This is a genomic window from Enterobacter sp. Ap-867, from assembly GCF_011752855.1.
Lineage (GTDB): Bacteria > Pseudomonadota > Gammaproteobacteria > Enterobacterales > Enterobacteriaceae > Cedecea.
Genome location: NZ_VWWS01000001.1, coordinates 137,905 through 150,795, shown reverse-complemented (window position 1 = coordinate 150,795; position 12,891 = coordinate 137,905). Strand labels below are relative to the sequence as shown.

9 protein-coding genes are annotated in these 12,891 nt (G+C 58.8%); 6 read left to right on the top strand and 3 right to left on the bottom strand.

From position 1 onward, the window contains the following. Nucleotides 1-55 precede the first annotated feature (55 nt). Nucleotides 56-1,597: a nitric oxide reductase transcriptional regulator NorR gene (gene norR / locus F3J26_RS00700; protein WP_166990564.1), complete on the bottom strand. Its 1,542-nt coding sequence runs from the start codon at nucleotides 1,595-1,597 to the stop codon at nucleotides 56-58. A 221-nt stretch (nucleotides 1,598-1,818) separates the two neighbouring features. Between norR and norV the strand changes: the two genes are divergently transcribed. Then, nucleotides 1,819-3,270: an anaerobic nitric oxide reductase flavorubredoxin gene (gene norV / locus F3J26_RS00695; protein ID WP_166990561.1), complete on the top strand. Its 1,452-nt coding sequence runs from the start codon at nucleotides 1,819-1,821 to the stop codon at nucleotides 3,268-3,270. Beyond that, a complete protein-coding gene (norW, locus tag F3J26_RS00690) occupies nucleotides 3,267-4,406 on the top strand; it encodes an NADH:flavorubredoxin reductase NorW (RefSeq protein WP_166990557.1) in 1,140 nt (379 codons plus the stop codon). Before norV ends, norW begins: the two co-directional genes overlap by 4 nt. 376 nt (nucleotides 4,407-4,782) lie before the next feature. Here the strand turns inward: norW and F3J26_RS00685 are convergent, their stop codons facing one another. Then, nucleotides 4,783-5,862, bottom strand: a complete 1,080-nt coding sequence (locus F3J26_RS00685; protein ID WP_166990554.1) for an oxidoreductase — start codon at nucleotides 5,860-5,862, stop codon at nucleotides 4,783-4,785. A gap of 176 nt (nucleotides 5,863-6,038) precedes the next feature. Between F3J26_RS00685 and F3J26_RS00680 the strand changes: the two genes are divergently transcribed. Genes F3J26_RS00680 through F3J26_RS00665 form a run of 4 tightly spaced genes read left to right on the top strand, consistent with a single transcriptional unit; the run spans nucleotide 6,039 to nucleotide 10,879 of the window. Beyond that, nucleotides 6,039-7,544, top strand: a complete 1,506-nt coding sequence (locus F3J26_RS00680; RefSeq protein ID WP_166990551.1) for a sugar ABC transporter ATP-binding protein — start codon at nucleotides 6,039-6,041, stop codon at nucleotides 7,542-7,544. After that, a complete protein-coding gene (locus F3J26_RS00675; protein WP_008460348.1) occupies nucleotides 7,541-8,536 on the top strand; it encodes an ABC transporter permease in 996 nt (331 codons plus the stop codon). The genes F3J26_RS00680 and F3J26_RS00675 overlap by 4 nt, the downstream gene beginning before the upstream one ends. 28 nt (nucleotides 8,537-8,564) lie before the next feature. Then, nucleotides 8,565-9,629 (top strand): sugar ABC transporter substrate-binding protein, encoded by a 1,065-nt coding sequence (locus tag F3J26_RS00670; protein WP_008460349.1) that lies wholly within the window; start codon nucleotides 8,565-8,567, stop codon nucleotides 9,627-9,629. Between the two features lie 11 nt (nucleotides 9,630-9,640). Continuing rightward, nucleotides 9,641-10,879, top strand: a complete 1,239-nt coding sequence (locus F3J26_RS00665; RefSeq protein WP_166990548.1) for an LVIVD repeat-containing protein — start codon at nucleotides 9,641-9,643, stop codon at nucleotides 10,877-10,879. Between the two features lie 728 nt (nucleotides 10,880-11,607). On the opposite strand, the gene mtnK is transcribed toward F3J26_RS00665, so the two are convergent. Further along, nucleotides 11,608-12,807, bottom strand: coding sequence for an S-methyl-5-thioribose kinase (mtnK, locus tag F3J26_RS00660; RefSeq protein ID WP_166990544.1), 1,200 nt, complete (start codon nucleotides 12,805-12,807; stop codon nucleotides 11,608-11,610). Nucleotides 12,808-12,891: the final 84 nt, after the last annotated feature.

Sequence of the window (12,891 nt, the reverse complement as noted above, 5' to 3'; positions counted from 1 at the left end):
CGCCGCTTCGCCGCTAAACAACGAGTTTGTATGATGAATTTATCTGCGGTTGAAGTTAAGAGGTACTCCCTTGGGGTGATTTCACTCCCAGCCGCTTCGCCAGCCGGTGGAGGTTGGCCACATCGACGCCGAGCTGCCGGGCGCTGGCCGCCCAGTTATTGCCGTTACGGGCAAGCGCTTCCCTAACCTGGCCGCGCTGAAACGCATCGGTCGCTTCTCGCAGGCTGGCAAAAGGGGTTTCTACAGGTGGCGTTTCTGGCTCGTGGGCTACCACATCCAACTGGCCAGCAAGCTGGAAATGTTGAGGCTGAAGCACAAGCTCGCCCTGTGGGTAACCGGCGCGGGCCAGCACAATCGCGCGATAAATGGCGTGTTCCAGCTCGCGGATATTTCCCGGCCAGCCATACTGCGCCAGAAGCATCCGAGCCGATTCACTCAGCCCAACCTGCTTCAGCCCCATCTTCACGCGGCCTTGCTCGCAGAAAAAACCGGCCAGCAGCGCAATGTCCTCTCCCCGCTCGCGCAACGGTGGAATGTGCAGCGGAAAAACGCTCAGGCGGTGAAACAGGTCGGCGCGAAACTCGCCGGCCAGTACCTGCTGGCGCAGATCGCGGTTAGTCGCGGCCAATACCCGAACATCCACGCGCTGGCTGCGATCGTCCCCTACCCGCTGAATATCACCGTACTGCAACACGCGCAGCAGCTTGGCCTGCAGCGCCAGCGGTAATTCACCGATTTCATCGAGAAACAGTGTGCCGTTATCCGCCATTTCAAACTTGCCGGTGCGGTGATGAATCGCCCCGGTAAATGCGCCCTTCACATGGCCGAATAGCTCACTCTCCGCCACGCTTTCCGGCAGCGCGGCACAGTTAAGGTAGACCAGCGGACTTGCCGCCCTGGCCGATCCGGCATGAATTGCGCGCGCCACCAGCTCTTTCCCGACGCCAGTCTCGCCGGTGATCAGCACGTTCAGATCGGAACTGGCAACGATATCAATCTCTTTTTTCAGCTGGATGATGCCCGGCGAGCGGCCAATCATCTCCCCGGCGGCCTCCCGCGCAATAGCGGGCTGCACCGTGCCTTCCGGCGTTTGTTTTTCAAGCTGTTCCAGCAGCAAAGCATTGTTCAGCGCCCCGGACGCCAGTACGCCAATCAGCCTGAGCTCCTCATCGCTGAAGCTGTCGAACTGATAAGGATCCATGCCGTCCACGGTCAGCGCCCCGATGAGCGTCTGGTCGGCAAACAGCGGCAGCCCCAGGCAGGCGTGAACTTTGAGTTCTTCATGGTCCGGAATCAGGCCGTCATAAGGATCGGGCAGCTCGCTGTCGGCCGGGAAACGCACCACGTCACCCGCGCGGGCAATGGCCTCCAGTCGCGGATGAGCGTCCACGGCAAAGCGCCGCCCCAGCACATCGAGGGCAAGGCCGTCTATCGCCAGCGGGTAAAAATGCCGCGACTCGTAGCGCAGCAGCGCCGTGGCATCACCGCCGAGCAGCTTTCTCAAGGTTCGGATAACGCGGGTAAAGCGATCGGAATGGCTGATGCCGCTCTGCAGTTCGATTGCAATGGCGGCGAGAGAAGACATCGACAGGCTCATAGGGAGGCTCCTGGAACGCGAGGCGTTCAGCTTACGCCTAAGTAGTCAAAATGACAAACATCAGAGTCATTATGACCAAAAACAAAAATGTCATTATGACAATAAAAAAGAACACAAAAAACAACAAATAATTAAAAATCAATAAATTATAAAACTGGCACGATACTCGCAATAACACCGTCATTGAAGTACTTAACGCTATGACATCAATGAGGTTCTCAATGGCTATTCAGGTTAAAAACAACATTCAGTGGGTTGGGCAACGTGACTGGGAAGTGCGTGATTTTCACGGCACGGAATATAAAACGCTACGCGGCAGCAGCTACAACAGCTACCTCATTCGCGAAGAGAAAACTGTCCTGATCGACACTGTGGACCACAAGTTCAGCCGCGAGTTTGTGCAAAACCTTGAGCGTGAAATCGACCTTAACACGCTCGACTACATCATTATCAACCACGCGGAAGAAGACCACGCGGGGGCGCTGACCGAGCTGATGTCACGCATCCCGCACACGCCAATCTACTGCACCGCCAACGGCATCGACTCCATTAATGGTCACCACCATCACCCGGAGTGGAACTTTAAGGTGGTGAAAACCGGCGACAGCCTGGACATCGGCAATGGCAAACAGCTGATCTTCGTTGAAACGCCAATGCTGCACTGGCCGGACAGCATGATGACCTATCTGACCGGCGACGCGGTGCTGTTCAGCAACGACGCCTTCGGCCAGCATTACTGCGACGAGCATCTGTTTAACGACGAAGTGGATCAGACCGAGCTGTTCGAACAGTGCCAGCGCTACTACGCCAACATCCTGACGCCATTCAGCCGCCTGGTAACGCCAAAAATTACCGAAATCCTCGGCTTCAACCTGCCGGTGGAGATGATTGCCACTTCCCACGGCGTGGTCTGGCGCGACAACCCGACGCAAATCGTTGAGCTGTACCTGAAATGGGCCGCCGATTACCAGGAAGACCGCATCACGCTGTTCTACGACACCATGTCGAACAACACCCGCATGATGGCGGACGCCATTGCCCAGGGCATTCACGAAGTTGACCCGCGCGTGGCGGTGAAAATCTTCAACGTGGCGCGCAGCGATAAAAACGAAATTCTGACCAACGTGTTCCGCTCCAAAGGCGTGCTGGTCGGCACCTCCACTATGAACAACGTGATGATGCCGAAAATCGCCGGGCTGGTGGAAGAGATAACCGGGCTGCGCTTCCGCAACAAACGCGCCAGCGCCTTCGGCTCCCACGGCTGGAGCGGCGGCGCGGTCGATCGCCTTTCCACCCGCCTGCAGGACGCCGGGTTTGAAATGTCCCTCAGCCTGAAGGCGAAATGGCGTCCGGACGGCAACGCCCTGGAACTTTGCCGCGAACACGGTCGCGAAATCGCCCGCCAGTGGGCGCTCTCCCCGCTACCGGTGGCTCAGGCTTCAGTCACCGTCGCTCCGCTAGCCGAAGAAGCAAAAGCAGAATCCACCGGCGCCGACCTCGGCCCCTGCATGCAGTGCAGCGTTTGCCAGTGGATTTACGATCCAGCGCAGGGCGAACCGATGCAGGCCGTTGAGCCAGGCACGCCATGGAGCGAAGTGCCTGACAGTTTCTTGTGCCCTGAATGTTCGCTGGGCAAAGACGTCTTCGACGAACTGGCAACGGAGGCCAAATGAACAACGGCATTGTGATAGTCGGCTCAGGCTTTGCCGCCCGCCAGTTGGTGAAAAATATCCGCAAACACAGCGCAGAGGTGCCAATCCGGCTGATTGCCGCCGACAGCGCCGACGAGTACAACAAACCGGACCTGAGCCACGTCATCAGCTTAAACCAGCGGGCCGAAGCGATGACCCGCCAGCAGGCTGGCGCGTTTGCGGAGCAGTTCAACCTGACGCTGCACGCCAATAGCTGGGTCAGCAGCCTTGACCCAAAAAATAAACGGGTCAACTGCGGCGAGCAGCAGTGGCGCTACGACAAGCTGGTGCTGGCGACCGGCTCTTCCGCCCTGCTGCCGCCCGTTGCCGGCAAAGAGCTGATGACGACGCTCAACAGCCAGCAGGAGTATCAGGCCTGTGAAGCCCGGCTGCGCGACGCCCGGCGGGTGATGATCCTCGGCGGCGGGCTGATCGGCAGCGAGCTGGCGATGGACTTCTGCCGTGCGGGCAAAGAGGTTGTGCTGGTGGATAACGCCAGCCACCTGATGGCGTCGCTGCTTCCGGCAGAGGTTAGCGGCCGACTGCAATCCCGCCTGAACCAGATGGGCGTCGAGCTGCTGTTCAACCAGCGTCTGGAAGCGGTGAGCCAGGCGGAGTCAGGGCTGTGCGCCACGCTTAACAACGGACGTGAGCTGCAAGTTGATGCGGTAGTGTCCGCCATCGGCCTGCGCCCGAACGTTGGGCTGGCCCAGCATGCAGGGCTTGAGGTGAACCGGGGCGTCAAGGTGAACAGCCAGCTGCAAACATCCGATCCGGATATTTACGCCCTCGGCGACTGCGCAGAAATCGATGGCAAAGTGCTGCCGTTCCTGCAGCCGATTCAGCTCAGTGCCATGACGCTGGCGAAAAACCTGCTCGGGGCAAGCGACGCGCTTTCCCTTCCGGCGATGCTGGTCAAGGTGAAAACGCCGGAGATGCCGCTGCACCTGGCCGGAGAAACCCAGCGCCGCGACCTGGTCTGGCAGATTAGCGCCAGCCCGCAAGGGCTGATTGCCAAAGGGATGGACGCTGCACAGCAGCTAAGGGCGTTTATCGTCAGCGAGGAGCATATGAAGCAGGCGTTTAGTTTGGTGCGGGAGTTAACTTCAGCGCCTTAAGCCTGGCCGTTTCTATGCAAACATGGCTAAAGTCCCGTTCACCTTAAGTAAAGTTTTATATTTTGCCACCGCGTCGGTGAACGTCTCAGGGGAGTCACCGTCACTCCCCTGAGAACCCGGACTCCCGGCGAAATAAATCGACCGCTGAAGCGGCAGACCTCCGTTTTATCTCCCAGTCCTGGGTCGGCTGAGATGCGTTCCCGACGCTCTCAGCCTCCGGCCGTTCCCGACGGCCGGACCCTGGCCAGTCGGAGAGAAAACGGAGGCGATTTAAGCCGGAACCGTGCCTCGCTTTACGACTAACGTTGTCCTCAACCACGAAGTCGCTTCTGGTTTTTCCCCTCTCCCCTGTGGGGAGAGGGTGAGGGGCAAATCTTTACAACGCCTCAACCTTCTCCAGCGCCGCCAGCAAACCCTCCGGCGACAGCGCCACCGGCAGCGCATGAATCGACTCCCCGGCCTGTAAAGTACGGGCAATCACCTTATCCAGGTCGGCACGATTATGGATATCCACATCCAACTGCGCCAGTTTTGTTGGCAGATTGAAACGCTTATAGGCCTGCGTCAGCTGCGCCAGAACATCGTCCTGCCCCAGCAGTGCGCTCTGTACCAGAATCCCGTAGGCCACTTTCGTGCCGTGCAGGAAGCGGTCGGTTTGCGGCAGCGTCGTCAGACCGTTATGGACGGCATGCGCGGCGGCAACGCGGGTGTAACGTTCGCCCAGGCCACCCACCATCCCGCCCCCGGCAATAATCGCCTCGACCACGTCCAGAAACGCCTGACTTAACTTGCCCTGGCGCTGATCTTCCAGCGCTTGTTCGCTGCGCTCCAGCAAAACATCGCGGATCGCCAGCGCCGCACCAATACCGAGGCGCACGGTCAGCGGCAGATTTTCCGGCTGCGGGCTAAGCACCACCGCTTCGTACCACTTCGCCAGCGTGTCACCGACGCCGGCCAGCAAATATTCCTGCGGCGCACGCAGGATAATTTCCGGCTCCACCAGCACCAGGTGGTTAGCATCGTTGAAAATCTCGAAGCGCAGCGCCTGGCCGGCGTCGTTGTACCACACGGACAGCGGCGTCCAGGCCGCGCAGGTTGCCGCGATGGTCGGGATCGCCACCACTGGCGCATTCAGCCGACGAGCAACCACTTTGACCGTATCCAGCAGCGCTCCACCGCCGAGGCCGATCACCACCTGACGTTCACCAGACTCCGCCACCAGCCTCTGCACGTCGCTTTCGCTGCAGTGCCCACCAAACTGAATATGCTTCGCGCCGGGCAGCGAAAACGCCGCCGGCAGGAAAGGCCGGGCCGCCGCAAACGCGCGCTCGCCGTAGATCCAGACTGCGTTATTCAGCTGATCTTCGCTGTAAAACTCAGTCAGACGAGCAAGGCTGCCGGGGTGTGAATAGTAATTCGCGGGGCCGGTAACCACGCGGATAGCGGTGCTGGTCATGATGCATTTCCTTTTCTTCGCTGGCGGGATATATTCTATGCCGATGATATGTCCAGACATCTGGACGGCTAATATCATTTTGCTTTATCTTATGTCTTTTCGTTCATTGCCCGCAACCCAGAAGGCCGTTAAAAATTCGACAGATCAATTCATTAAACCCGGAAGCCGCTGCAGCTATGACCACGCTTAACCGCCTTGAGATGCGAGAAATCTCTATCGCCTTCGCGGGCTTTAACGCGCTGAGCCAGGTGAATTTCCGGCTGGAGGGCGGCTCGGTACATGCTTTAACCGGCGCAAACGGCGCGGGTAAATCCACGTTGATGGCGGTGCTTTCCGGCGCGCACGAGGGTTACCAGGGCGAAATCCTGATCGACGGTGAAACGGTGACGATCCGCAACCCGCGTGACGCCAAACTGCTGGGGATCCATCTGGTGCAGCAGGAAGTGGACGTTGCCCTGGTGCCGGGCCTGAGCGTGGCGGAAAACATCATGCTCGATAAGCTGGCCGAAACGGGGCATGTCTACCGCTGGTCGAAAATTTACCGGCAGGCTCGAGAAGCGCTGGCGCAGCTCGACGTAGAGATCGACGTCAAAAAACGTATTGAGCAATGCACCCTGGCGGAAAAACAGCAAATCCTGCTGGCGCGGGCGCTCTCACATCATTGCCGCTTTCTGATCCTCGACGAACCCACCGCCCCGCTGGACAGCCAGGAAAGCGAGCATCTTTTCCGCGTCGTGCAGCGACTACAAAGCGGTGGCATTGGCGTGGTGTTTATCTCCCACCGCATCCATGAACTGAAAGCCATTTGCGACCAGATGACGGTGCTGCGCGACGGCAAGCTGGTGGACAGCGGCCCGATGGGGCATCTCAGTGGCGAAGAGATTGTAGAGAAAATGCTGGGCCACCAGCTGGACGATATTTATCCCCCTCACCGCCCGCCGGTTGAGGGCGACACGCTGCTGGCAGTGGAAGGTCTGCATGACGATGTGCTGCTGCGCGACATCTCGTTACGCCTGCGCAAAGGCGAAATTCTGGGCATTGCGGGCCTCGCCGGAGCGGGGAAAACCGAGCTTTGCAAAGCGCTGTTCGGCGCCACCCGCAGCACGCTTGATCGCGGCGAATTAAAAGGCAAGGCCTGGCGCCCGACCGACCCGGCGGATTCCGTCACTCGCGGCGTTGTGCTGGTGCCGGAGGAGCGCCGCAAAGAAGGCATTTTTATCGACGAGTCGGTCACCATGAATCTCGCCGTCAGCGCCGACAGCCAGTTTACCCGCTGGGGGCTGTTCGACTACCGCAAAGCCAGGCGCTGGGCGGAGAAGACCATTCAGCAGTTGGGCATTCGCACCAGCGGCCCGGCGCAAGCGCTGCGCCGCCTGTCCGGCGGCAATCAGCAAAAAGTGGCCATCGGCAAATGGCTGCGCAACGAAGCCGACGTGCTGATTTTTGATGAGCCAACCAAAGGCGTAGACATCAAAGCCAAAACCGACCTCTTCGTGCTGATTGACAAGCTGGCCCGTCGTGGCAAAGGGGTGATTTACGCCTCGGGCGAATTTGCCGAGCTGGTCGGGCTGTGCGATCGCATCTGCGTGCTGTGGGACGGGCGCATCGTCGCTGAGCTGGACGGCCACCAGGCTACCGAAGAAACCTTATTACTCTACTCCACCGGAGGAACCCCCGCGTGAGCAAAGCATTATCCCTTAAGGCCAGCGCGTCAGGCCGCCAACAGTTCTTTGACTTTCTCTACAAATGGGGGATGTTGCTCACCGTGGTGGCCCTGGTGGCGCTGTTCGGCATCGCGTCCGACAGTTTCCTTGAGCCGAACAACATCATTAATATTCTGCGCTCCATCGCCATCGTGACGGTGATCGCCATCGGCGTGTCAATCTCGCTCACCGTGGGCGGGTTTGATTTGTCCGTCGGCTCGACCGCCTCGCTGGCAAACGCGCTGGTGATTTCGCTGTTCGTCTGGCACGGCTTCGGCACCACCGAAGCGATTCTTATTACCCTGGTGCTGTGCACGCTGGTCGGGCTATTCAACGCCTTCCTGATCGTGGTGCTGAAAATTCCCGACATGCTTGCCACGCTTGCCAGCCTGTTTGTGATTCAGGGCGTGGCGATGACCTACAGCTACGGTGGATCGATCACCGAAAACATGGTGCTGCCGAGCGGCGACATGGCGGAAGGGACGATTCCCGCCGCCTTTGGCCTGCTCGGGCAGGTGCCGACCATCGTCATCATCATGCTGGTGGTCACGCTGGTCGCACAGCTCGCGCTCTCTCTGACCAAACATGGCCGCCGGATGTACGCCATCGGCGGCAACCCGGAGGCGGCTCGCCTGTCCGGCATTCGTACCACCCGTTACCGCGTGGCAGCCTACGTGCTGGCCTCTCTGCTGGCAGGTTTGGGCGGCATCCTGCTGGCCTCACGTATTGGCTCTTCACAGGTTAACGCCGGTGGCGGCTACCTGATGGATGCCGTGGCTGCCGCCTGGATTGGTTTCTCTCTGGCAGGTTCCGGTAAACCTAACGCGCTCGGCACGCTGGTAGGCGCGGTGATTCTGGGCGTGTTGCAAAACGGGCTGGTGATGCTCTCCGTGCCCTATTACGCGATGGACATTATTAAAGGCCTGGTGCTGGCTGCCGCACTGGCAATTACTTACATACAACGACGCTAAAACAACAACTTCACACAGGGTAACGACCATGAAAAAACTGACAACTTCGCTGCTGGCGCTTAGCCTGCTTGCCGCTCTGCCGGGCCACGCCGCTACGCCATCGCCGGTGCCGGAAAAAATCGCCGCCCACGACGGTCCAATCCGCATCGCCGTGATCCGCAACCTGGGCTCCGACGACAACACTACGCAGTTTGTCGCAGGTGCGGTTCAACAGGCTAAAAAGCTGGGCTTCAAGGTCAGCACGTTCCTGAGCAACGGCGACGACGCCCGCTTCCAGGACTTTGTGAACCAGGCGATCAGCCAGAAGTATGACGGGATTATTCTTTCTCAGGGTCGCGATCCTTACTCCACCGAACTGGTGAAAAAAGCCGTAGCCGCAGGCATTGCGGTGTCGGTCTTTGATACCGCCGTAAACGGCACCATTCCCGGCGTGACCGTCACCCAGCAGGACGACGCCTCGCTGACCAGCCTCTCCTTCGGCCAGTTGGTCAAAGACTTCAACGGCAAAGCCAACATCATCAAGCTGTGGGTGGCCGGTTTCCCACCGATGGAACGCCGCCAGGCGGCCTATCAGGAACTGCTGAAAGCCAACCCGGGCATTAAAGAGCTGGAGTCCATCGGCGCGGTTTCTTCCGACGTGCAGGGCGACACCGCCAACAAAGTGGGCGCAGTGCTGGCGAAGTACCCGAAAGGCAAAATCGATGCCATCTGGGGCACCTGGGATGCCTTCAGCCAGGGCGCCTATAAAGCGCTGCAGGAAAACGGCCGTACCGAAATTAAGCTCTATAGCATCGACGTTTCCAACCAGGACATTCAGCTGATGCGCGAAGCCAACAGCCCGTGGAAAGTCAGCGTGGCGGTCGATCCGAAGCTGATCGGTGCCACCAACGTGCGCCTGGTGGCCTACAAGATCGCCGGGGAACAAACGCCTGCGACCTACGACTTTAAAGCCGCAGCCATTCCACAGGCTCTGCTAGCCAGCCAGCCTGGCCCGGTCAACGTCACTTCGTTGGGCAAAATCATTCCAGGCTGGGGCCAGACCGACGACTTTATCGCGCCGTGGTTCGCCACGCTCGAAGCGAAAAATAAATAAGGAGTTCCGCAATGGCACTGCCACAACCCGAATACAGCCGCAATATGCGGCTGATCGGCCATAGCGATCAGGGAGGAAAACCGGACGGCGTGCAGCTAATGGTGCACCGGAGCTATGCGTATATCGGCCATATGGTGTCGCAGGGCTTTTCGATTGTGGACGTCCGCGATCCTAAAAACCCGAAAGCGGCGGGTTTCGTGCCCGCGCCGCCGGGTACCTGGAATATTCACCTGCAGGCGCACGACGACCTGCTGCTGGTGATTAACGCCCGGGATCTGTTTGCCGACGTGCGCTTCGCCGATGAGAAGGTTTACTACACCAAATCGGTTGGCGAAACGGTTCGCGACGTGCAGGACAAAGGCTGGAGCGCCGGATTACGCATTTTTGATATCTCCACGCCGGATAAACCCAAAGAAATCAGCTTCCTGTCGCTGAGCGGCATCGGCATCCACCGCTGCTGGTATGTGGGCGGCCGCTGGGCCTATGTTTCCGCGCTGATCGATGGGTTTAGCGATTATATCTTCCTGACTATCGACCTCGCCGACCCGCGCAATCCGCAGGTGGCAGGCAACTGGTGGCTGCCGGGCATGAACACTGCCGCAGGCGAGCAGCCCACCTGGCCGGAAGGCAAACGCTATGCGCTACACCACGCGATTATCAGCGGCGACACGGCGTATGCCAGCTGGCGCGACGGCGGCCTGACGCTGCTGGACGTTTCCGATCGCGCTCAGCCGCAGCTCATCAGCCACCGTAACTGGAGCCCGCCGTTTGGCGGCGGCACCCATACGGCGCTGCCGCTGCCGAATCGCGATCTGTTGGTAGTACTCGACGAAGCGGTACTGGACAATCAGGAGGACGGCGAGAAGCTGATTTGGCTGTTCGATATTCGCGACCCGTCGAACCCGGTCAGCATCTCCACGTTCCCGCAGCCGGATGAGATTGATTATGTGGCGAAAGGCGCGCATTTCGGCCCGCATAATCTGCACGAAAACCGCCCAGGTAGCTTTATCAGCGATACGCTAATTTTCGCGACGTATCAGAACGCTGGCGTGCGAGCCTACGATATTTCCAACCCGTACCGCCCGGTAGAAACAGGTGCGCTGGTACCTGCCGCCCCGGAAAAGATGATGGATACTCGCCCTGGACGCCCGCAGGTGATCCAGTCCTGTGATGTCTTTGTCGACGCTCAAGGGATTGTGTACAGCACGGATTATAACGGCGGGTTGTCGGTTATTGAGTATTTGGGGTAGCCCTACGATTTACTTTCTCGTACTCCTATAATTGCCTTTAATACAGATCTTTATTTTATCATTTCGAAAAGAAGGATCTGCCAGCAAGCAGTTTTCCGTTCACCCATCCGACAAGTTATCTTTGCCACCGCAGCAAACGGTGAACGTGTCCGGGGGATAACGCCATCCCCCGAACAGCCCCGGCGCCCGGCGAGCTCATCGCCGCTGAAGCGGTAAACCCACCGGCTATCACCCCAAACATTCGGGGTCGTTCGCGATTCGTTCCCGACGATCGCTCTCTTTCGCTGTTCCCGACAGTTCAACCCCGCCTGAGTTGGGTCATAACCGGGGGCGCTGAGAGCCGGGGACAACGGCGTGGCTGTGGAACTGGAAGCGACTGGAACTTTCCGTATCGCTGCGGGATTGAAGCGAGGCACGGTTCCGGCTTAAATCGCCTTCGTTTTCTCTCCGACTGGCCAGGGTCCGGCCGTCGGGAACGACCGGAGGTTGAGAGCGTCGGGAACGCATCTCAGCCGATCCAGGACTGGGAGATAAAACGGAGGTCTGCCGCTCACGCGGTCGATTCATTTGGCCGGGAGTCCGGGTTCTCAGGGGAATGACGGTGATCCCCCTGAGACATTCACTGGCTCTGTGATGACATATGAAACAGGGCTGGAAGTGAACGGAACCTTTCGCCAGACCCTCATAGAAGAGATTAACGGTTGAAATAAATTTTGAGGCAAAGAAACTCACCCCTTCTGCCGAACCCTCGCAATAAACTCATCCACCGAATTCACCTGCCCGGCGATCAGAATCAAAAACTTGCCCAGCTCAATAGCATGGCTGACGCAGGCCAGGCGCGCCGCCTCATCCTCAATACTTTCCAGATCGGCAACGTGCGACAAACCAACCGAGCGGCGAATCAGTTCGGTGCCGCAGAAGCCTACCGCATCAACCCACACTTTTTGCAGGTAGTGCTCAACGTAGCCTTCCGTTGCCAGCGCCGAGTCGCGTGTTTTCTCGCGGGCAAGCGCCGTAAAGCGCTCTGAGAAGCTCAGCCACAGTTCCTGAATATCCTTCAGGCGCTGTTCACGCTGGCTGGCTGCATCCCGTGGACCAAAATGCCCCGGCAGCGCGCAGTAGTTCAGCAGCAGGTTGCCGATGGCGGTCCCAAGATCAAACCCGGCCGGGCCCACGTAACCAAATTCAGCGTCGATCGCTTTCAGGCTACCTTCCGCAACGAAAATCGACCCGCTGTGGATGTCGCCGTGCAGCAGCGCTTCCGCGCTGGAAAAGAATTTATGCTTCAGCAACGCCACGGCCAACTTCAGGTCGCTGTCGCTTCGCAGCGCGGCAACCTGTTCTTCCAGCGCGGCCGGGTAGTTATTTCGCTCGTGGATCTGATACGGATCGTTAAAGAACAGATCTTCTGTGATTTCGCACATTTCCGGGTTGATAAAGCGGGCAACCAGCGCCTTCTTATCGTGCGGATGCAGATAAAAATCTGACGTGTGGAACAGCGCTTTTGCCAGATACTCACCAAGCTGGCTGGCCGCCTGAGGATAATACACGCCCTTCACCAACTCGCCGCGCCAGATGCGATGGCTGGAGAGATCTTCCATCACCATCACCGCCAACTCTGGGTCGTAATGCACCACGTTGACCGTGTGTTCCGGGCTGTGCTGGTAGTGCTCCACCAGGGTTTGCGCCTCAAGGCGAGCGCGATCCAGCGTCAGCGGCCAGGACTCGCCCACGCAGCGCACATACGGCAGCGCCTGCTTCACGATAGTCCGGCTGACGCCATGATTATCAAAGATTTTAAACACCAGATTGAGGTTGCCGTCGCCCACTTCCTGCGCCTCCACCAGCTCAGACGGCGTCTGCAGCCCGCCAAACTGTTGAGCATAGGCCACTGCGTCAGCGGCGGTAAAAGTGCGGTATTGCGACATGGCGATCCTCTCAGAAAATAAAGTCAATTAAGACGTTTGGACGTCTATACATCTGGAAGTCATGTTGGCACAATATACCGCAAC

Excerpts from the sequence above, each read along its gene's own strand:
- F3J26_RS00670 (WP_008460349.1), top strand. The coding sequence starts at position 8,565 with ATGAAAAAACTGACAACTTCGCTGCTGGCGCTTAGCCTGCTTGCCGCT.
- F3J26_RS00665 (WP_166990548.1), top strand. The coding sequence starts at position 9,641 with ATGGCACTGCCACAACCCGAATACAGCCGCAATATGCGGCTGATCGGC.
- F3J26_RS00680 (WP_166990551.1), top strand. The coding sequence starts at position 6,039 with ATGACCACGCTTAACCGCCTTGAGATGCGAGAAATCTCTATCGCCTTC.
- mtnK (WP_166990544.1), bottom strand. The coding sequence starts at position 12,807 with ATGTCGCAATACCGCACTTTTACCGCCGCTGACGCAGTGGCCTATGCT.
- norR (WP_166990564.1), bottom strand. The coding sequence starts at position 1,597 with ATGAGCCTGTCGATGTCTTCTCTCGCCGCCATTGCAATCGAACTGCAG.
- norW (WP_166990557.1), top strand. The coding sequence starts at position 3,267 with ATGAACAACGGCATTGTGATAGTCGGCTCAGGCTTTGCCGCCCGCCAG.
- norV (WP_166990561.1), top strand. The coding sequence starts at position 1,819 with ATGGCTATTCAGGTTAAAAACAACATTCAGTGGGTTGGGCAACGTGAC.
- F3J26_RS00685 (WP_166990554.1), bottom strand. The coding sequence starts at position 5,862 with ATGACCAGCACCGCTATCCGCGTGGTTACCGGCCCCGCGAATTACTAT.